18 protein-coding genes are annotated in these 21940 nt (G+C 41.9%); 12 read left to right on the forward strand and 6 right to left on the reverse strand.

What is annotated here, in order from left to right; translation table 11 throughout:
* Positions 1-17: 17 nt before the first annotated feature.
* On the forward strand, positions 18-164 hold the full coding sequence (locus HG267_RS02880; protein WP_045868487.1) for a ribbon-helix-helix protein, CopG family: 147 nt from the start codon (positions 18-20) through the stop codon (positions 162-164).
* A gap of 53 nt (positions 165-217) precedes the next feature.
* Here HG267_RS02880 and HG267_RS02885 read toward each other — a convergent pair whose 3' ends face one another.
* Positions 218-988, reverse strand: a complete 771-nt coding sequence (locus HG267_RS02885) for an ATP-grasp domain-containing protein (protein ID WP_045871830.1) — start codon at positions 986-988, stop codon at positions 218-220.
* Between the two features lie 282 nt (positions 989-1270).
* On the opposite strand from HG267_RS02885, the gene HG267_RS02890 reads away from it, so the two are divergent.
* From HG267_RS02890 to HG267_RS02915, 6 genes are all read left to right on the forward strand, one after another.
* Positions 1271-2707 (forward strand): aspartate ammonia-lyase, encoded by a 1437-nt coding sequence (locus tag HG267_RS02890; protein ID WP_045871831.1) that lies wholly within the window; start codon positions 1271-1273, stop codon positions 2705-2707.
* A 71-nt stretch (positions 2708-2778) separates the two neighbouring features.
* Positions 2779-3750 carry a DUF362 domain-containing protein gene (locus HG267_RS02895; RefSeq protein WP_045871832.1) on the forward strand — a complete coding sequence of 324 codons (972 nt, stop codon included), beginning with the start codon at positions 2779-2781 and terminating at the stop codon, positions 3748-3750.
* Positions 3751-4620: 870 nt separating this feature from the next.
* Positions 4621-4806, forward strand: coding sequence for a hypothetical protein (locus HG267_RS02900; protein ID WP_071989436.1), 186 nt, complete (start codon positions 4621-4623; stop codon positions 4804-4806).
* A gap of 370 nt (positions 4807-5176) precedes the next feature.
* Positions 5177-5689 (forward strand): inorganic diphosphatase, encoded by a 513-nt coding sequence (locus HG267_RS02905; protein WP_045871833.1) that lies wholly within the window; start codon positions 5177-5179, stop codon positions 5687-5689.
* A gap of 250 nt (positions 5690-5939) precedes the next feature.
* Positions 5940-6323, forward strand: coding sequence for an aspartate 1-decarboxylase (gene panD, locus HG267_RS02910; protein ID WP_045872111.1), 384 nt, complete (start codon positions 5940-5942; stop codon positions 6321-6323).
* 12 nt (positions 6324-6335) lie between these two features.
* Positions 6336-7238 (forward strand): MBL fold metallo-hydrolase, encoded by a 903-nt coding sequence (locus HG267_RS02915; RefSeq protein WP_045871834.1) that lies wholly within the window; start codon positions 6336-6338, stop codon positions 7236-7238.
* A gap of 137 nt (positions 7239-7375) precedes the next feature.
* Here the strand turns inward: HG267_RS02915 and HG267_RS02920 are convergent, their stop codons facing one another.
* Complete coding sequence (locus HG267_RS02920; protein ID WP_045871835.1) at positions 7376-8446, reverse strand: anthranilate phosphoribosyltransferase family protein; 1071 nt, start codon at positions 8444-8446, stop codon at positions 7376-7378.
* Between the two features lie 81 nt (positions 8447-8527).
* Positions 8528-9475, reverse strand: coding sequence for a LysR family transcriptional regulator (locus HG267_RS02925; RefSeq protein WP_045871836.1), 948 nt, complete (start codon positions 9473-9475; stop codon positions 8528-8530).
* 125 nt (positions 9476-9600) lie between these two features.
* Between HG267_RS02925 and HG267_RS02930 the strand changes: the two genes are divergently transcribed.
* The 3 genes from HG267_RS02930 to HG267_RS02940 all read left to right on the forward strand — a co-directional run bounded on the left by HG267_RS02930 (position 9601) and on the right by HG267_RS02940 (position 11572).
* A complete protein-coding gene (locus tag HG267_RS02930) occupies positions 9601-9894 on the forward strand; it encodes a type II toxin-antitoxin system RelE/ParE family toxin (RefSeq protein ID WP_045872112.1) in 294 nt (97 codons plus the stop codon).
* Between the two features lie 13 nt (positions 9895-9907).
* Positions 9908-10222, forward strand: a complete 315-nt coding sequence (locus HG267_RS02935; RefSeq protein ID WP_045871837.1) for a HigA family addiction module antitoxin — start codon at positions 9908-9910, stop codon at positions 10220-10222.
* Between the two features lie 597 nt (positions 10223-10819).
* Positions 10820-11572 (forward strand): pentapeptide repeat-containing protein, encoded by a 753-nt coding sequence (locus HG267_RS02940; RefSeq protein WP_045871838.1) that lies wholly within the window; start codon positions 10820-10822, stop codon positions 11570-11572.
* A gap of 125 nt (positions 11573-11697) precedes the next feature.
* Here the strand turns inward: HG267_RS02940 and HG267_RS02945 are convergent, their stop codons facing one another.
* Positions 11698-13002, reverse strand: coding sequence for a HEAT repeat domain-containing protein (locus HG267_RS02945; RefSeq protein WP_194007890.1), 1305 nt, complete (start codon positions 13000-13002; stop codon positions 11698-11700).
* Positions 13003-13511: 509 nt separating this feature from the next.
* On the opposite strand from HG267_RS02945, the gene topA reads away from it, so the two are divergent.
* On the forward strand, positions 13512-15695 hold the full coding sequence (topA, locus tag HG267_RS02950) for a type I DNA topoisomerase (RefSeq protein ID WP_045874334.1): 2184 nt from the start codon (positions 13512-13514) through the stop codon (positions 15693-15695).
* A 453-nt stretch (positions 15696-16148) separates the two neighbouring features.
* Here the strand turns inward: topA and HG267_RS02955 are convergent, their stop codons facing one another.
* Entirely contained in the window at positions 16149-19280 is a 3132-nt protein-coding gene (locus HG267_RS02955; protein ID WP_210403145.1) for an ATP-binding protein, read from the reverse strand.
* Positions 19281-19527: 247 nt separating this feature from the next.
* Positions 19528-20526, reverse strand: coding sequence for an ABC transporter substrate-binding protein (locus HG267_RS02960; RefSeq protein ID WP_045874335.1), 999 nt, complete (start codon positions 20524-20526; stop codon positions 19528-19530).
* Positions 20527-20967: 441 nt separating this feature from the next.
* Between HG267_RS02960 and HG267_RS02965 the strand changes: the two genes are divergently transcribed.
* Complete coding sequence (locus HG267_RS02965; protein WP_045874336.1) at positions 20968-21924, forward strand: fatty acid desaturase family protein; 957 nt, start codon at positions 20968-20970, stop codon at positions 21922-21924.
* Positions 21925-21940: the final 16 nt, after the last annotated feature.

Consider the following 21940-nt stretch of genomic DNA (forward strand, 5'->3'; position numbering starts at 1 on the left):
GACGGCAATATGACGGCATGAAGAAATTAACAGTTCGATGCTCTAATGAAGAGTATGAAACGCTTTTGAAATACTGCGAAGAAACAGATCGCACTCAAAATGACGTACTTAGAGAGATGATCCGGAAGTTGAAGAAAAGCCGTGCTAGAAGCACGGGGCTTTAGACCCAATTTTTTGGTAAAACTCTTGTTTGTCTCTGACTATAAAGTAGTAAAACCTATGTCACACGCTGAGATAGAAGTTCCTCCCATCTTGCTAAAATCATGTCTGTGTAATCTTTGCAATTAATGTTATATGCTCCTATAGCAAAACCATCGTTCATCTCTATAAGAGCAGTTTCGCCAGAATCTAAAACTCCAAAATCAATTGCATACCCTGCATAAGATTCTCCTGCATTATCGAGAGTTTCGATAGCAAACTGAATTTTTTCCCTATCTAGTAAAACATTGGCGTTGCCATCATAATGATCGATACTTCTAATTTCTGAGTGAACAACATAAACACGATACTCACTCAGCCAAGAAACTACTTCTGAACACAGCAGCTTTTCCTGACGCGAAACTCCGTAAACTCGATACAAATCATATTCTGATTCCAAGACACAACCTGTAAAGCGTTTGCGACGCACAGCAGGTTTAGCAAATATTGCAGAGTATTTAGCGTTGCGAAGTCTTTGTTCCAACTCTAAAAGCGTAGATGTCCATATCCGACGGTGCATGAATTTGCGAAGAGATGGAGGATAATCATTTGGTGAAGGTTCTGGAATACCAAGCTGTTTTAATGCTCCTAAAACACACGGTATATCGCCCATAACTAAAGAGTTTTCATCAAGCGAAAGTTGTCGCCTGTGAATACGCTTTTGAGTATAAAAAGTAATGGGAATTCCACGTTCTCTTAGTTCTTCGGTAACAAGTTGCTCCTCGTGTCGGAGTTTTCCATTACCCTGTTCTTGAATGAAAGCCTGAGAAATCAATACTATAGGATTCATATTTGATTTCTGAACTAGATGTAGGGTGTGTTGTCGCGTAGCGCAACGCACCAAAGCTGAGAATACGGTGCGTTACACTTCGTGATAACACACCCTACACATACTTAGATTTTTCAATAATCAAAGCGGATTCCTATAGCTCACAAAATTTAATCAGAAATTTCCTTAATACCAATATGCTAATAAATTATTGTTAAAGCGCAGAGACAAAAAATGGATTTCCATATCTTTCGCTAACCGTGGGATGATCTTTGTTCTGAGATTGTCTAAATTATCGGCACTATGACTCAACAAGCAGACTTCCAATTTCGCATCGAACGCGATTCGATGGGCGATCGCCAAATTGCTAGTAATGTTTATTACGGTATCCAAACGCTGCGGGCGATAGAAAACTTCCCTATTAGCGGGCTGAAGCCGCTTTCTACTTACGTAGATGCTTGTTTATTAATTAAAAAAGCTACTGCCATCGTTAATGGTGAATTGGGATGCATTCCCCAAGAAATCAGTCAGGCGATTGTACAAGCCACTGATGAGATACTTGCAGGGAAATTGCGCGATCAATTTGTGGTTGATGTTTATCAAGCCGGTGCAGGGACTTCGCACCACATGAATGTTAATGAAGTGCTGGCGAATCGCGCTTTGGAAATTCTGGGGGATGAAAAGGGTAACTACAAGCGTGTCAGCCCTAATGACCATGTGAATTATGGGCAGTCTACCAATGATGTCATCCCTACGGCAATTCGCATTGGTGGCTTATTGGCCCTGACTCATACATTACACCCAGCTTTAGAGAATGCGATCGCAGCCTTGGAAGCCAAAGCCGCAGAATTTCAGGATATTGTCAAATCTGGTAGAACTCATTTGCAAGATGCTGTTCCTGTGCGCTTAGGCGAGAATTTTCGCGCTTGGGCGTATATACTTGCAGAACATCAAAACCGGATTTATACAGCCTCTAGCGATTTAATGGTGTTGGGTTTAGGTGGAAGTGCGGCTGGTACAGGTATGAATACTCATCCACGTTATCGGGCGCGGGTGGTGGAAGTACTAGCAGAATTACTCAACTCGCCTTTGCAACCTGCGCCACATCTCATGGCTGCAATGCAGAGTATGGCACCATTTGTAAATGTTTCTGGTGCTGTACGTAATTTAGCTCAGGATTTAGTGAAAATTTCCCATGATTTGCGGTTGATGGATTCGGGGCCAAAAACTGGATTTAAGGAAATTCAACTCCCACCAGTACAACCTGGTTCTTCGATTATGCCAGGCAAATACAATCCGGTGATGGCAGAGATGACATCAATGGTATGTTTTCAAGTCATGGGTTACGACAATGCGATCGCCCTGGCAGCCCAAGCGGGACAATTAGAATTAAATGTGATGATGCCGCTAATTGCCTATGATTTGATTCATAGTATCGAAATTTTGGGCAATACAATTGCTGCCCTTACGGAACGCTGCATCAAAGGAATTACTGCTAACCAAGAACGCTGTTTAGCATACGCGGAAGGTAGTTTGGCTTTAGTTACCGCCTTAAATACGCATATCGGTTATCTAAATGCGGCGGCTGTGGCAAAAGAATCTTTGGAAACTGGCAAATCTTTACGGCAGATTGTTTTGGAGAAAGGGCTGATGAGTGAAGCGGAATTAGCCACTGTGTTAAATCTCGAACAGATGAGCGGTATCATACCCCTCACTCCAGAATCAGACAACCTAGATTAAAAAGATAGTAGGAAGATATATGAAAGAAGAATTTCTTCTTTCTTTATCTTTACTAATTGTCTAAATAATCCATGCAGACACAAAAACCATCTGTCAGCTTAATCCGTGCTAATTCTTACGAACGAGAGACTTTACGCGAGTCACTAGAAACGCTGCTAGAACCTTTTGGGGGGATAGCAGCTTTTGTGAAGAGAGGCGATCGCGTTTTGCTCAAACCTAATTTACTCACAGGTGCGCGTCCTGGTAAAGAGTGTACTACTCGCCCCGAATTGGTTTACACAGTTGCCCAGATGGTAATGGAAGTTGGCGGTAAGCCGTTTTTAGGAGATAGTCCGGCTTTTGGGAGTGCGAAGGGTGTGGCTATAGCCAACGGCTATGCACCAATTGTTGAGGAACTTCACCTACCAATTATCGATTTTCACGGTCAGCGTTACGAAACCGTCAGCGAAAATTTTAATCATCTGTTGCTATCTAAAGAAGCAATGGCGGCGGATGTGGTGATTAACTTACCCAAAGTTAAATCCCATGCTCAACTAACATTAACTTTGGGTGTAAAAAACCTCTTTGGTTGTGTTCCCGGCAAAATGAAAGCTTGGTGGCACATGGAAGCCGGTAAAGATGCCAACCGCTTTGCAGAAATGTTGGTAGAAACTGCGAAGGCTATTAACCCCAGCTTAACCATTTTAGATGGGATCATCGGTCATGATGGCAATGGCCCTAGTAATGGAGAACCGCGTGCATTAGGTATTTTGGCAGCAGCATCAAATGTGTTTGCCTTAGATCGGGCAATGGTAGAAATTCTCAATGTCCCACCCCAGCAAGTACCCACAGTCGCAGCTTCTCAAAGATTAGGACTATGCCCAGAATTAACTGAGATTGATTTTCCTCATTTAGAACCTGATTTACTCAAAATAGAAGATTGGCGATTACCAGACAAGTTAGTACCTATCGATTTTGCAATGCCACGTGTGATTAAATCCACATTTAAACACCTTTACATTCGTTTTATTAAAGAACCAATGACTGCCTATGGTAGACGTTAGTTGTCCAAGTGCAAACTTAGCTACAACAATTTGAAAATTAGCAAATTAAGCTATAAATACCCTCCGATTGCTTAACCAAACCGCCCTAGATTAGCGGCGGTTTCCTCATACTCAATTTGTGATAAAACTACGATCAAACACTGCATTATTGTGGGATATAGTGCTGGAAAATTTGCTAAATTTATGTAGATATATAGTATCTAAATATCTTCAGATCTACCTAAATATAGATTGACAAAATAAGAAAGTATTACTAGGAATATTTACTCATGCATTGAGAATATTCTTAGCATCCTAACTAAATTAATAATGCTGAACCAGGTAGATATAGCTGTATTTATTCAGTGTCGATTTCTGGTTACAAAAAGCAACAATATTAGTTAATCTAAAAACATGATGTCGTTTCAGTATAACCACTGTGGAATATCACTATGATTAATAGATAATCAGTGATTTTTCGGTGAAGTTTTTAAGTAACACAAATTAACCACATATCCCTAAAACTACCTTAGACAAAGCTTTTTCAGATGTTATACTAATGCAATCAAGCCCAAAGTTGATGAAAAATTGCATCTGCACTCAACTGCAAAAATGTAATTTATGATTCTCTAAATCCTAAATCAAAAGCAGCAAAAATGATACAAGAAGAGCCAGTGATATTTAATCTTAGCTACCACATCAAAGCCCAAAATGTTCGTGTCGAACTTTGTATCAAAAGACTTTTGTAGCGCAGCAATATTATGACACTTGTAAAACTGGATAAGATTATAAATGTATCCCCTGGTTACATCTAAAAGTAGTTAAAATAGGATCAAGGCTCTCCTCGGAGAGTAAAGCTCAAAGTGAAGTGGTGAAGTTCAAATTTTTTGTATGAATTCAAATAGTCAGTCTGCCAATACCGATACATATTCCCATAGGTTGGCAGACATTGTGGGAACCGCGATCGCTCTACTGACTCTGACATTACCTGTATTTGTCATTGCTCATTATTCTTCGACAAATGTACACAACAATCAACAGCCTCTGACTTATAATCTACCCAGAAGCGGGGATTAAACGATCAGACTCGCAATTCACAACTAAATAAACCCAAAGCGGAAACAGATAATTCAGCAACAACAATTGCTTCTAATCTCTGTAAACAGGTGAGAGATGAAGCATTAACCATCTGTCCGCTACAACAGTTGAATAATCTGACGCGCTGATGATACAGCGCCAATATGCGGCGATTCTTTAGGAATCGCCGCAATTTTTGTCAACAGAATACTTTTTGGTAAAAGGAAAAGCCATAACCCTTAACCTTTCCCCTTTCTCCTTTTCCCCTGAATTAAAGTAGTATTGAAGTCCATCTTGGCCCTAAAATTCTACACGGGGAGGCAATATTGCTTATATCCCCGATGTACAGTTTTATAAGAGGAGCTTGTTTGTGGATTTATCCCGTATACCACCCCAACCAAAACCGGGTCTCATCAACGTTCTGATTGAGATTGCAGGCGGGAGTAAAAATAAATACGAATTCGACAAAGACTTACAAGCTTTTGCCTTAGACCGGGTACTTTATTCGTCGGTAAAATATCCTTATGACTACGGCTTTGTCCCCAACACTTTAGCTGATGACGGCGATCCCCTAGATGGGATGGTGATCATTGATGAACCTACCTTTCCTGGTTGTATAATTGCTGCACGACCCATTGGCTTCTTAGAAATGATTGATGGTGGCGATCGCGACGAAAAAATTCTTTGCGTTCCTGACAAAGATCCGCGCTACGCCCAAGTACAATCTTTAAAGGATGTACCATCACACCGCTTGGATGAAATCGCTGAATTTTTCCGCAGTTATAAAAATCTGGAAAAGAAAGTAACTGAAATTCTCGGTTGGCAAGATGTTGATAAAGTCAAAGCTTTGGTAGATAAGTCCATTAAAGCTGCTCAAGGATAATTGATAATAGGTAATGGGTAGTTGTTCAGTGGTCAGTAGAACTAGAAGCTACAAACAAGGAACTTAGAGTATAAAAGAGAAATAATCAAGACGCGATTAATCGCGTCTCTCCCACTCTTGATTCTTGACTAAATGCTATCTTTGTGCTATTGACTAGTGATTAATTACCCATTATTCATAATTTTTCCATCTTCAGCATTATCAAGTGCTGACTCAAAACGCCAATATTGCCACCGCACCCCTAAATCAAATGCAGCGTACTCTCCTTTTGGCAAAAATTCACAACTGTACCCTCACAGGGGCCAATATCAACTATGTGGGTAGTATCAGTATAGATAATATTCTGTTGCAAAAATCTGGAATTTTACCCTATGAACAGGTACAAGTCGTGAATAGTGCTAATGGTGAGCGTTTTATTACCTATGCCATACCTGCTCCAGCCTATTCCGGAATTATTGAGCTAAATGGGGCTGCCGCACGTCTAGGCATTATAGGCGATCGCCTGATTATAATGGCCTACGGGCAGTTCACCACAGAAGAGTTACAAAATTACTCGCCTACGGTCGTCATTGTAGACGAAAACAACCGACCATTGGAAGTACGGCACTACGATGACCTGCTCAGTAAGGCCTAAACTGCAAAGAAAATGTCAAATACTGAACTGTCGGTTTCCCAAAGCCATTTAACTGAGAAACAACCTACTCCGCTTACAAGTGCACCTAGTGAATTTGCGGTGCAATTCTGGGGTGTGAGAGGTTTGGTTGCTACTCCCAGCAGCAACACTACGCGCTATGGCGGAAATACTGCTTGTGTAACAATGCGTGTAGGCACAAAACATTTAATTTTTGATGGGGGTACTGGCTTAAGGTTACTGGGTAAAACTTGGCAAGAATTAGAACAGCCTCTAGAAGCCTATCTATTTTTTACTAATTCCCAGTCCAATCGCATTCAAGGGTTTCCTTTTTTTGGCCCTGCGTTTGTTGCTAAAAATCGCTTTCATATTTACGGTTCAGCCGCCTCAAATAGCGCCTCAATTAAGCAATGTTTGTGCGATCAAATGCTGCAACCCCACTTTCCCTACCCGTTACAGGTGATGCAGTCAGAATTGCATTTCCACAATATCAATCCTGGTAGCGAGGTAAAGCTAGGAGAACTGACGATTAACACAGCATTAATTAATAAACACCAGCGTTCGGTTGGCTATCGAGTTAATTGGCAAAGTTTTAGCGTTGCTTACGTCACAGATTTGTCGAAAAATCCTGAGCAAGAAGAACAAGAAAAAATTCTCCAGCTAATTCAAGGGGTTGATTTGCTGATTGCTAACAGTACCTATGCTCCCCCTACTGCTCACAATAATGATTCTTCTAGTTTACAGTGGCAAACTGCTGTGGATTTAGCTAGCAAAGCTGGTGCTAAGAGCTTAGTTATCTCCCATTATCATCCAGATGATGATGATGATTTTCTTGATTACGTGCAATCTGAAGTTAAGTCTAGCTTCCCTAAAGCATTGTTAGCTCGTGAGGGTATGGTTTTATCTGTGAGTAAGTAGGGGATGAGGGAGATGAGGGAGCAATCCCAATAACGAAAATTCATCGCCATCTATGAAAGTCGAGGCGGGGATTTTTACTCAGCACTCTTGTAAAGACGCAATGAATCGCGTCTGTTGCAACTCATTACTCAGCACTCCTAGGTAGCTTTGAGGGTTGATTCTTCTTGGCTGTTGACTAATTGGGTAAGTTCTTGAAGTTTGGCTGTGACTACACCAGTGGTTAATAATTCTGAGGCTTTGGCAATACCAGATCGCATATCTGAACAAATACCACTACGCCACAGGTAAAATCCACCATTCCATAAGGCTGTTTGCATCAACTCTGTGGGTTTACCAGCTAAAACTTCTTGCATCTGGGCGAGCAATTCGGCGGTAGTCTCTAGGGGGACGTTTTTGGTAGTAAAATCATAATCTCGTGGTGCAAGATGTAAGCGTTCTAGCACTCCTGTATTTGAAGATAAGCCGATAATTGCGGTGCGATCGCGTGGTAAGTCACAACTACCTTCTAATCCCTTCACTAAGGTATATTTTGTAACATTTTGTAAAGCTAGCGTTTCCTGAAACAGCGCTTCTGTCGGCGGATGCACAAACCCAGGGATCATATGAACATCCCCAACATAAGGACACCAAATTAGCTCCATTGTGGCCAAGGGTGGGCGCTTGCCTAATTGGTCGCGGTAATCCCAAATACTTTGATTTAGTTGAAAATGCTTAGGAGCATAAACAAAACCGATTCCTGTTTTCTCCAGAATTTGCTGGGTTTTTGCTAGTGGTAAATTTGTCCAATCTACCCCTAAACCCTGCCAAATTTCTACCAGGGGAAGTCCGTACTTAGTCGGTAGGCGATCGCCTCCGTGCATGATCACTGGTTGACCAACAGCAGCTAATAGCAAAGCAACGATCGGGCTAATGGGTGCAGTTCTCGTTCTGCCATCATAGGGTATGCCCAATACTATTACTGGTCGCTCCGCCGCAATAGGTTGCAGTTTTGGCCCTAGTTCATTGTAGGCATCCAGCATTCCCGCTAACTCTTCCGGCGTGGGACGCTTGATCCGATGAGCAATTAAAAACGCCCCGATTTGGGCGGGTGTGGCTTCACCTAGCAACATCATTTTGGTAGCTGTGGCGGCTTCAGCACGAGTTAAATTCTCTCCTGTGTGATTTCCACTGCCTACCTTTTTTAATAATTGCCTAAATAAATTGCTCATGGTACTCAAAGGTCAAGGGTCAACAGTCAACAGTCAACAATTCTTGGACTTTAGATTTGTGACTTTTGAGTCATCATAGCCTTAAGAAGCCGATCGCTGTTGGTTAATTTGCGGTGGGATGTTTTGTCGCACCAGTTGCCAAAAATGGTTGATTGGGGGAATTTGCAAGCGATCGCCAGTGGTAACCATAACTACCCGGCGTGTCAAACTCGAACTCTCAGATGCATTAATGTTACTATTACAGGCTAAAGGACGTACTGCCAGGGTGGGATCTAGCCGCGCTTCCATGAGTGCGGAATGGGGTAGCAAAGCTATCAGTTCTCCTTGACGCACCACTCCCCGGAAAGCATCTAAAGTATTGACCTCTAAAGCAGCTTGCAGTGTAGCTTCTAAACGCTCAAATCTATCTTGGATTAAACGTTGCATCCCATAACCATCTTTAAAAACCACTTGGGGGTAACGAATTAGCTCCGACCAAGGAATATATTCATATTGGGCTAAGGGATGCTTGGCAGAAGTTAATACCTCAATGGGTTCTTCATATAGTACTTCTACCACCATTTCCCGACCAGTAGTTAAGAAGCGATTATTCATCACGATCGCCAAATCCACCAGTCCATCTTTTAAGACTTTTAAAGCGCGATCGCTACCCAAAGAAGTTACCCGCAATTGCACCTCTGGGTAATCACGACAAAATTGTTGTAATACTGGTGGCAAATACGATCCACACATCGAGTGAATCGCTGCAATACACAATTCTGGTTGCTTCCCTGCAATTAAATCGGTTAATTCCTCTGTTGCTGTTTGCCACTCCTGACAAATTTTTCGCACCCGGGGTAGTAAACGTTCACCGCCCAATGTTAGCTTGGCGTGAGTCGTGCGGTGAAACAACTCTAGTCCCAAATCAGCTTCTAAGGCTTGGATTTGTCGGCTAATTGTCGATTGAGTGACACCACATTTTCTAGCAGCTTGTTGAAAGCTGCCGGTTTCCGCGATCGCTAAAAAGGCTTGCAACTGCTCTAGCCGCATGTTTTATGTAGCCTGAATTACATTTATAGCTCTTATTAACTTACTGGATCTTTCGCCACAATTTGGTAGAGTTTGCTACAAGTCTTTTTTTCTGCTAGCATGATAACCGTGTCATCATGCTAGTTATGATAGTATCATTTAAGAACAAAGCAACTGAAGACATTTTTGATGGTAATGACTCAAAGGAAGCCCGAAAACAGTGTCCCATAAATTGTTGGGGAGTTGCACAGAGAAAATTAGATCAACTCAATGCAGCGTTCTCTTTGGATGATATGAAAGTTCCTCCAGGTAATAGGTTAGAAGCTTTAAAAGGTGACCGCAAGGGTCAGCATAGCATTCGGATTAATGACCAATACCGGATTTGCTTTACATGGATACCTGAAGGAGTATCAGAAGTTGAAATAGTAGACTACCATTAGGATTTAGTAACAGATGAGAGTTCCAAAGCATAGATCCCCCTCACATCCTGGGGAAATATTATTGAAAGATTTCTTAGAAGAAATGGGAATATCACAACGAGAACTTGCAGATGCAATACATGTTCCTTATCAGCGAATTAACGAGATTGTAAATCAAAAGCGGGGTATTACACCTAGTACAGCATTACGATTAGCTAAATTTTTTGGGAATAGTTCAGAGTTTTGGTTAAACCTCCAACAAAATTGGGAACTCTACCATGTTTTGTTAGCAGAAGAAGCAGAATTAAAAAATATTAAACAGTTCAAAAGTTCTGAAGCAACGGCTTGATGTAGGGGTAACAAAAACAGTAAAACTCAAACTAAATCTAGCTTTCTTCATGCAAAAATTTAGCATGAGATTATTTAACCCATTCTGCTCTAGTCGCATGTTTTATGTAGCCTGAATTACATTTATATATCTTTTGCAAGTTCCTAACTCTCTTTTAAGTTTTCATTCTGAAAACGGGCATTACCTTGGCTATAGTTTCCTTCAGCATAGTTAGGATTAATACGCAAGACTTGATTAAAATCCTTAATACCTCCTTTTACGTTTCTCGAATCTACAAAAGCATTAGAGTGTTCCAAAAAATAAACGATCCAAAACCTGTCATTGCGAGCGAAATGGAGTGTAGCGTTCGCGTAGCGTCTCGCAGAGAAGCAATCGCAAAATCTTGCAACTACGAGCGAGTCTATGCGATTGCTACCCTACGGGAACGCTACGCGAACATTCCGCTTTGCTCCATTCGCAATGACAATTGAGCATTTTTTTACTTGGAGTACTCTTACCTAGATTAAGGTATGGCAGTACTAAATTAGGATTGATATGAATTGCTTGATGCTAATATTCAGTAGCAGCTTTTAAGTCTCCCAAGCCCGAACGATTTTTATGCAAAAAATTTACTTGAAGTTTTTTGTCTGTGTTAGTTTTTTATTTCCTATCCCAGTATTTGGAGCTAATCCACAACATATACAAAAGTTATTAAGTACTAAAACGTGTATTAGATGTGATTTGTCACAAGCGAATTTAGCTGGAGCTAACCTTGAGAGAGCTATTCTTATAGGTGCTGATCTTGAAGGAGCTAACCTTCAAGGAGCTATTCTTCGGGAAGCTAATTTATCGCAAGCATGGATAATAAGCGCGAACCTTCAAAGAGTTAACCTTAATCGAGCATTACTTCAAGGAGCTAATCTTTACAGAGCTAATCTTCAGGGAGCATTACTTGATGGAGCTAATCTTATAAGTGCTAATCTTCAAGAAGCTAAACTTCAAGGAGCTATTCTTCGGAAAGCTAATTTATCGCAGGCACTAATAGTAAAAGCGAACCTATCGAAAGCTGATTTATCTGAAGCTACATTATTAGGAGTTGGTTTGGCATATTCAAATCTTAGGGAAACTATTCTTCGGAAAGCTTTTTTGAATCAAGTCTACTTAGTAGGGTCAGACCTTTCTAAAGCTGATTTATCTGAGACGGAGATATACCAAAGCACTTTTTTCCAAGCAAAGTTATCTGGAGCTAATTTAATAAAAGCTAAAATAACTTTAACCACTTTTAGGGAAGCTGATCTTCAGGGAGCAAACTTTCAAGGAAGTTCTTTAGATGCAGTCGTGATGCCTAACGGAAATTATACTCCTCGTTAAATAGATTAGAGTAAGCGATCGCTGTTAGAGGGATACTCCATAGACCGGAGTTTGGCGTATCACGCCTATTTACCGAAGATTGTTTGTCAAGCAAATAGTATTTTCAGGAAGCTTCCTACACTCCCTCATCTTCCCCATTCCGCCAAAGCGATCGCGACTCCTTGCTGTAAGTCGGGGGTGAGGGAGGTGTTGTTGGCTAATTTTTGTAATTGTTGATGGGCGATTTCTGGTGAGAGATTTTTGAGGGCGGCGATGGTATGTAGTCTTACCGATGGTTCGGCATCTGCTAGGAGTAAAATTAATGGTTCAATCGCTTGGATGCAGCCTAGTTGTCCTAAAGAAAGGGCGATCGCATTTTTGATATTGGCAAGTTCTGTGGCAGGATGGTTGGATTGCAGTATTGCCAATAAAATTTCTGTGGCTATTGGAATTAACTCTGGCTGTTGTACTCGCCCTAAAACTGTGACAATTTCCTGCCACACTGTTTCGGATGTGCTTTGATTAAATGCTTGTTGGAGATATGCCAAGCTTGCAGATGTTCCTAACCAGCTCAGGGCGCAAATAATTTCTAATTGCAGTTTGATGGATATACTTGGTGATATTAAAGCTGCAAATAAGCATTGAGCCGCATGATCACTACCCATCCGAGCAAGGGTAATTGCAGCTGTACAAGCCACATTTTCGTTTAAATCATAAAGTCTAGGTTGCAGTTTCGTTACTAAATCTAATGTTTCGCATAATTCAGGGCGAAAACCTAAACCTTGGACAGCAGCATGTCTGACTGAGGCGGCGAAATCATCTAAAGCTTTCACCAATACAGGGGGAATAAGTTCGTTATGAAAGCTACTGAGGGCTTCAATGGCTGCAGTTCTAACTGCAGGTTGTGGATCTTCTACCACACTCAAAAGCGGCTGAATGGTTTCTGTGCTGCGGATATAGGAAAGCGATCGCACTGCCAAAAGTCTAGTATCTTCTGCAAGCAAGAGTTCGGTAAGTGCAGCACTAGCAAGGCGATCCATTTTCCCCAGTGCATTTGCTGCCATTTCCTTGAGTTCTTGGCTATCGCTAGTTTTTAATAATTGCACTAAAGGTGCGATCGCCTCTGGATGCTCAAGTTCTCCTAATATCCTTACTGCATACCAGCGAACTTCTTCGTCTGCGTCTTCATCTTCTAAAATTTTCACTAATCGCGGAATAGCTAATTTTCCTAAATGCTGAAAAATCTTCGCAATCTCCCAGCGTTGCTGAAAATCACCCATTTCTAAAATTGAGATGGTTAAATCCAGCAAAAGCTCTTGATTTTCCAATATTTCTGGATGTGTAGACTCTTGTTTGAGAATCAACTGTTGTAGATATTGAATCAGCAATGACCAATCAGCTGCATCATGTGCTGCTTGTGCTTGCACCAAAAGCTGGTTGATATTATCCACGATTCTTACAAACCTCTACACTGGTCATCTTTTATATTTTCTCAGGATCTATACAATCTAGCCAAGGGTTCCTAGCTAGCAATCCAGTAGAGAAAATCCAGAACTAATGTTCTGAATACGAACTTAATACCAAATCAAATAATGTGACACATCAATATATTCTAGAGGGCACGGCACTGTCCCATACGTGTCAACTTAAGCTAAAAGCGATATAGGGCGGGCGTGGTACAAATACCTCGCACCCTCATCCCCTAACCCCTTCTCCCCCTGGAGAAGGAGAACTAAATCTCTTGCTCCCTTCTCCCTGTGGGAGAGGGGCTGGGGGTGAGGGCGAAACCTTGCACAAGAGCGGGTTTCACGTTAAGTTAACACCAATGGGCACTGTCGTACCCCTACAATCTGTCGCATTCTTTTTTCAAATTGGTATGATACCTGGCTTGTCTAAGCAATTTGTGCAAAACAGGTGTACTATAAAAAACTAAGAAGTCTTCTGTTAGGTTGCATCTGGTATGCCTAAACGCCTTCTGGTGGTTGAATCTCCGGGTAAAGTGAAAAAGCTCAGTCAAATTCTGGGTTCTGAGTGGATTGTACGCGCTAGTTGCGGTCACATTCGCGAACTGAGTAATGAGGGTGAGGATTCTCTGGGTTTTACGATGGAAGGGAGTCATGTGCAGTGTCGCTATGTCCCCCGGGATCAACAGGCTAAGGAAACGATTCAGCAGTTAAAGGCGGCGGTAAAGCAAGTACAGGAAGTTGTTTTAGCTACAGATCCAGATAGAGAAGGGGAAACCATTGCTTGGCATCTCAAGGAAGCTTTGGGACTGAGGCAACCAAAACGGGTGGTGTACACTGAAATTACAGAAGCAGCAGTCAGAACTGCGATCGCACATCCTAGAGAATTAGATACAAATTTGGTAGGGGCGGGATTGTGCCGCGATTGTTTAGATAAGCTGGTAGGTTACAAGGGTAGTCCTTTAGTTTGGGCGTTGAATAATGGGGCGAAAAGTGTCGGGAGAGTCCAAAGTGCTACCTTACACTTAATTTGTCAGCGCGAGAGAGAAATTCAAACTTTTGTACCGCAAGATTATTGGAGTGTGTGGGTAGATTACGCTGAAGGCTTCCGCGCTTTTTACAAAGGGATGGTGAATGCGCCCAAGGAAGCAGCGAAGGAAGAAGGGGAAGTGAATGACGATGCGGCGGTGAATAGCACCCAAGCACCAGAATCTACCCGTGTGCTGTCGGAAGCGGAAGCAAATCGCCTAGTAGAAGAGGCGCGCCGCCATCCGCACAAAGTGGTGCAATTTGAAGGCAAAATTGTTAACCGCCAACCACCACCACCATTTATCACCTCTACTTTACAGCAAGCTGCCGGTTCTCGGTTGCGCTTTGCCCCAGAGAAGACAATGCAGGTAGCACAAAAGCTCTATGAAGCTGGGCTAATTACTTATATGCGAACAGATTCAGTGATGCTCAGTCCGGAGTTCTGTGATAGCGCCCGTAAGTGGTTGGAGCAAAACGATCCGCAAAATGTCCCCCAAAAAACTACCAAACATCGCAGTAATAAAACTGCTCAGGAAGCCCATGAAGCGATTCGCCCGACAGATGTGTTTCGCCCTTCTGTGCAGTTACGCCTAGAACTAACCGAAGATGAGTTTAACTTGTATGTCTTAATTTGGAAAAGAGCGATCGCATCTCAATGTCGAGCCGCACAACTGCGAAAAACTCTAGTAATTACCCAATCTGGGGATATTCTCTGGCAAGCAAGAGGGCAAGTTGTGGAATTTTTAGGCTATGCGCGCTACTGGCCTAACCTGAGTAAAGATAGTATTTTGCCTAATTTACAACAAGGGCAAATGCTGACTTTAGAAAATGCTGGACATGAGAAGAAACAAACCCAACCGCCACCGCGTTACAGCGAACCCAAATTAGTGCAATTAATGGAGCGTAAAGGCATTGGTCGTCCTAGTACCTATTCTCCCACAATCGCCACACTGAAAAAACGCGGTTATGTGCAGTTAGCGAAAGATAGTTTACAGCCAACCACCTTGGGGTTAGAAGTCGATGCCTTTTTGCAGAAAGCCTTACCCGACTTATTAGAAACCGAATTTACCGCCAAAATGGAAGATGCCCTAGATGCGATCGCATCTGGTAAACAACAGTGGCAGCAATATCTCACCAAATGGAACGAGAATTATTTTGCACCAGCTTTAGCCAAAGCCAAAACCATCGTCGTGACTGCGGCGACTGGCGTGAAAAATTATCCTGTCACCGAACGCAAATTTGAAACTTCCCGCACTCGTTGCCCACAGTGCAAGAATCATTTAGCCAAAATTCCCAGTAGTAAAGTTAAAAAGAAATATTTCCTCAAATGCGTCAGTGGGTGTGAGAATATCGTGCTGTTTTGGAGCGAATATAGCAAAAGTTGGGAAGCACCCCGTTCTCAAGCTGCGAAGGAAACGAAGGAAACCAAAGAAATCAGCCCCCAAAAACCCAAGGCTGCAATTACCAAATACTCCTGTCCAGTATGTCACAAGCCCTTAGAAGAGTACAGTTATGTCAAAGATGGACAGAACAAGAAAATGCTACGCTGTTCCAACCCCCAATCCCGCAACGATAAAAAACACAAAGATATCGCCTACTTCAGCACCCAGAAAGGTTGGTGGAGTCCGAAGTTAGGAGAGTTGAAGGGATGAGGGGGATGAGGGGGATGAAGGAGATGAGGGGGATGAGGGAGATGAGGGAGATGAGGTGGTAATAAGAAAATGCAGCGACACATCAATATATTCTAGAGGGCACGGCACGCCGTGCCCCTACAAGCTATCGCATTCTTTTTTCAAATTGTAGGACTTACGCAAAAGTCACGTAATTACCTCATTACGAGCGCAGCGACGTAATCGCCTGAGATTCTGGGATTGCTTCCCTACACTTCGTTCCGGTCGCAATGACAAATTTTGCTTGCGTAAGTCCTGAAATTGGTATTACTCAACAAAAAACAGATCAATCATTTTGGAGGGGGTTTGGGGGACGCAACCGTCCCCCAATCGGGGGTTTGGGGGAGAATCCCCCAATTCTTCTGGCTTCTTTAATAACTAACAAATTACCAATTACCCATTACCAATGCCCCATGCCCCATGCCCCATACCCCATTACCTCAAACACTTTCCCCTCTCTTGCTGCAATGCTACTTGAACCTTCACAAACTCAGTTTCTAAATGCTGTATTTTGTCATGAACATTGGCGACTCCGGTAGAAGCGATCGCTTCTAGTTCGCGGCAAAGATTTGCTAGCTTAGTGGCTCCTAGATAATCGCTGCTTGATTTCCAGCTATGGGCTAGGCGATGTAAAGTCTTAGCATCTCCTTGAGCAACGGCAGTTTTCATTTGTTGCAGTAGTTGGGGAGAATCTTCTAAATAGCAATCAATCATTTCTACCAGAAATGAGCTTGAATCTTGACCTGCAATTTGTCGAATTTTTTGTATAGCTTGGGCATTAATAATTGCTAATTCTACTTCTGCAATCTCTTTTTGCGGTTGCTTTTGATGTACTTGGGTGGGTGGCGCGCCATTACTCACTGCTATTGGTAAACATCGATGTAAAGCTTGAGCTAGTGCTTCTATACGGATGGGTTTGCTGATGTAATCATCCATCCCAGCTTTGAGACATTCTTCTTTGTCGCCTTGTAGCGCCCGGGCTGTCATAGCGATAATTCGCGGGCGAGAGTCGGCTGCATATTGAGAACAAATTACCTGAGTGGCTTCGATCCCACCCATTTCAGGCATCTGCACATCCATTAAAATTACGTCATAAGGCAACTTTTGCACAGCCGCTAAAACTTCTACGCCGTTACTCACAACATCGGCGCGATATCCCAGTTGTTTCAGCATTAATACTGCAAGCTTTTGATTCACGGGATGATCTTCTGCTAGCAAAATTCTCAGAGGAGATGATTCTATAAACTCAGAATTGGCAGGGTTAAGTTGATTTTGTTGTGTAGTTTGTTGGGTAGCAGTTAATTTTCCATTATTTTCTGTGGTAGCGATAGAGGAAGCAACAGGGGCGACGATGGTGAAATGAAAAGTCGATCCCTCTGTTTGCTGACTTTCCACCCACATCTTACCGCCCATCATTTCGCTAAGTTGACGGCTAATCGCTAATCCTAAACCTGTACCACCATAGCGGCGAGTTGTGGAAGAATCTACTTGGCTGAAGGATTGAAATAAGCGATTCAGTTTCTCTGGGGGAATGCCAATTCCAGTATCGCGCACTGCAAAATTTAGCTGATAAGGCACATCAGCAGAAGCAACTGGTAAATCTCTGATTTGGGCTGTAACTGTAACATTGACGCTACCATTGTCAGTAAACTTAATAGCATTACTCAACAAATTCACCAAAATCTGACGTAGCCGAGTTACATCTCCCACAATAATTTTAGGTACATCGGCGGCGAAATGATAGCTAATTTCTAATCCTTTAGCTGCGGCACTATTAGCTAGTAAAGCAATAGATTCTTTTAGGCAGTTTAGCAAGTCAAAAGGTTCTGCTTCTAGTTCCAATTTGCCTGATTCAATTTTAGAAAAATCTAAAATATCATTAATTAAAGATAGTAAAATTTCTCCACTAGAGCGAATTGTCTCTACAGCATCTTGTTGTTCTGGAGTCAGGTTTGTATCTAATAAAATCCCTGTCATCCCAATCACCGCATTCATCGGCGTGCGGATTTCGTGGCTCATATTCGCCAAAAAATCACTTTTAGCCTGAGTCGCTGCTTCTGCGGCTTCTTTTGCCTGCTGTAATTCAATTTCTGCCTGTTTGCGCTCTGTAATATCCTCCGCAATGCCCATGATATATTGTGGGTTACCTGCATTATCAAAAATTGGTAACTTCTTAGTATGTAAAATTCTAGTGCCGTAATTTCTAGTTTGAATTGGTTCTTCGGGAATATCTAAAACGCTACCTGATGCCAAAATATCCCTATCTTTACTAGTAAAGAAATCAGCTTGTTCTTTAAGGAAGAAATCATAATCGCTCTTACCTAGTAAATCTGCTCGGGAATAACCTAACAGTTCCTCACCTGCTCTATTTATTTGCACAAACTTTAAGTCTTTGGCATCTTTAACAAAAATCATGTTGGGAATATTTTCGATAATCGAAGTCAGAAATCTTTGCACATTTTTAATTTCTGCTTCCGATTGCCTGATATTACTAATATCGCGAAAATACCAAATTCTGCCGTAAAGTTCACCGCTAAGAGAAATCACGCTGGTAGAGTAGCGATCAAAAATCCGCCCATCCTTAAAAGTAATTTCATCACGGCTAGCTAGTTCTGGATGCTGATATAAATACTCGACTTTCTCTACAAATTCTTCAGGATCAGCTAGACTAGCAAGGGTATATTCTAAAATTTGGCGATCGCCATTTTCTACAATCTCAGGAGTAATATTCCATAACTGACAAAATTGTTGATTATAAGAAACAACTTTGCGGTTTTCATCAATAATTAAAATCCCATCAAGTGCTGATTCTTGTTGTGCCTTTAAAGTAGCATTTTGGCGACGCAAAGCTTTGGTATTTTCCTGAATACCCACAGCCATACGATCAAAAGCAATGGAGATTTGAGCCAGTTCATCTGAACCTGATAAATCTGCACGAACACTTAATTCTCCATTAGCTAATCTATTAGTTACCGCAACTAAATGATCAACTCGGCGCGTTAAGGTACGGTAAAAAAAGAACCATAAGCCAATACAAAATAATGCTAAAACTGTGCTGGAAACAAAAGTTCGACTCGCCGCATCTGCATAAGCTTGCTGCTTTTCGCTCACCAAATCATATTCCATGAATAAAACACCCACCCTGGAAGGGCGGATTTCTCCTGCTTGGGCTTGCAAAAGCACAGGATAAATAACTCTGAGAAAGCGCTTATCTGGAGAAAGCGTGACTTCTCCAGCCATTTTTTCGCGCACGATCGCAAATCTCGATAAATTAGGCGCGGCTTCTGTATCTTTTACCAGACGTTTGCGTAATTCATAATTATTTGACAGCAGAATCCTATCCTGCTCGTTAACTACTAAAATCAAAGGCAATCGCGGATTACTTCCCAATTGACTGATCACAATTTCAGCCTGTTCTACATCCCCTCCCCTGTAAAGGTAATCTAATATGCTTGCAATTTGACTTCCCAATGATTGCGCGTAGTGAGTTGCGTTTTCTTCAGTTTTGTGGTTACTTGCAGCAATTTCTCTATTTAAAGAAAAAAGCCCTAGTACTGTGCCAAACACAATTAAAACCGCAGGGATTGAAAAGCGTAGGGGAAAGGGGAAGGGTTTCATAACAAGCACAGAACTTTAGTGAGAATGTTAGGGAATCTTGAGAAATAAGAGAACAGGAGGAAAGGGTAAAAAGAGAAAAGGGTTTGTTTCATTCATAATAGGTAGATGCTTTGGACAAAAAAGTCAGAATTTGAGACTGTGTTTGGTCAAAAAGATGATTATTTTGAGACTTCCTGAATCTTTGAATGTAGCAACTCTAGAGTTTAGCGTTTTTGACAAAGCGATCATCAAGAATGCTAGCAGCATCAATTGCTGTGGGAATTAATTTGTGTTCTACCATTACTTTGACAAGTCTTTTCATACCATTAACTAAAGAAGGATCGGTTTGATTGAGCAATCTTTGATTTTGTGCGAGGAGAGGTTGGTGCATCCCTTTAAAAGCATCAAGAATTTGCTGAGGAGTCACTCCGGTGCGTGGGGCGATTAAAGCCGCAGCAGCCTCCGGATTTTTGTTCAAGTAATCCAAGGCGCGGAACCTTTCATTCACCAGAGTTTGAATTGTCACAGAGTTATTAGCGATCGCATCTTCGCTGACAACTAGAGTATCAACAATTTCACCGGGAATTTGACTACTATCAAATAAAAGTTTGGCACCTGCTGCCAGTAATTTGAAGCGTGGCGGCCCAAATGTCACAATTGCATCAACTTTATCCTCGTTAAAAGCTCGCTCATGCTGAGAAAAATCCAAGGATACAATTTTTACATCATTGGGGGATAAACCATTTTTTTCCAGCGCCCTAGCGATAAAGAAAGCGCCTAAAGCTGTAGACTCCACACCAACTCGCTTTCCCTTTAAAGCTTTGATGTCAGCAATCTCTGGTTTACCCAGAATCACATCCCCACCATTAGACACATCCATCACCGCAATAATGCGGAGATTTTTTTGAGTTGCAGCCAGTAGCATTGCTTGATCGATAGATAATCCCGCGCCTTCTATCTCGTGGTTGCGGTATGCTCTGACTTCCTCTGTTCCCGATGGATAATCAACCAAGCGAATGGGTGTATCTTTGTAGTAACCCAGATGACGCGCTAAATACAGGGTTTCATATCCCGGCCACATATTTGTACCAATCCTTAGCAATGGTAGTTTGGGATGAGGTGTCATGCAATTTGTCAGAGCGATCGCACAAATTAACGCCATCAAACCAAGTACCCATCGCCGCAGCTGTTTCGCTTTGCTGAACTGTCTTGTCATCCTTTCTACATTAAATTTATCAGTAATGTATGCAACATAGTGCCACAGAATTTACAAGCTGAAACACTAGGAACAAGAACCTCTTTTCTCCGTGTTCTCTTCGTCTCTGCGGTTTAAAAATTATTTAACCACAGAGGACGCAGAGAAACAAAAACACACTTCTCTACCGATGTAGCTGAATTTTTTGATGGAAATACCGTTCAATGGCTGCGATCGCCTTGACTTTGGCTTAGGTAAATATTATCTAAAAATCTGTGCGCTATGTAACTAAAAGCCCAGTTAATTTTCCCTACAATGCTTTACACCTAATTGGTGAATAATGTATTAAATTATAGCCTTGCATCTACAGGACAACACTTAATTGTAGAGCTTGCTTGCTGTTTTTGCCTAAGCCCTAACAAAGAATACTGGAATCACACAAGATGATGTGGAGTGTTAACTATGCCAAGTGAGATGATTACTCAAACTGAATTATGGGATGAAAAAACTGAACAACATCAAAAGCAAATCCTCAGTGTTGAAGAATTAAGCATTTTAAATGAACGCTCTAACTTTAAAGGGTTAGTACAACTAATAGGACATTTAGCAATTATTGGATGTAGTGGCTATGTTTGGGCTACTAACTTTGGTAATTGGCCATTAGCCATACCTGCATTGATCATCTATGGCTTTAGTTTGGCTTGTATGTTTGCACCGATGCACGAAGCTGGACATAGAACCGCTTTTGCCAACAATCGCTTAAATGATATTGTTGCTTGGTTTGCAGGTGTACTCTCGTTTTACAACAGCACATTTTATCGCCGTTATCACAAATGGCATCACCGTTATACTCGCGTTCCTGGGAAAGATCCAGAATTAACGGATCTGACACCGCGTAACCTGGGTGAATACTTCTTGGTACTTAGCGGTTTACCTTGGTGGTTAGATAAAATCCAAGGACATTATCGTGCAGCACTGGGAAACCTGGATAATTGCCCATTTATCTCAGATACAGCAAAGGCTGAAGTGATTCGTTCTACCAGATTACAATTAGCAGTTTATGCAGGTGCGATCGCAGTTTCAATTGCAATCGGTAAACCTTGGTTTTTCATGTATTGGCTGCTACCGTTAATTGTCGGTCAACCGCTGCTGCGTTTTATTTTATTAGGAGAACATACAGGCTGCACCCTTGACGCTAACCTGCTCACCAATACACGCATCACCTTTACACTTTGGCCTGTGCAGTTTTTAATGTGGAATATGCCGCTTCATGCAGTCCATCATTTATATCCATCAATTCCATTCCATGCCATGCCGCAAGCATATCCCATGTTGAGTGCCCATTTTACTCATGTGGATTCAGGTTATATCAAAGTTAATCGATATATTCTGGCTAACTTAGAAAAGTTACCTTGCTAAATCTTTTCTACAACTT

Source organism: Tolypothrix sp. PCC 7601 (genome assembly GCF_025677855.1).
Taxonomy (GTDB): Bacteria; Cyanobacteriota; Cyanobacteriia; order Cyanobacteriales; family Nostocaceae; genus Aulosira; species Aulosira diplosiphon.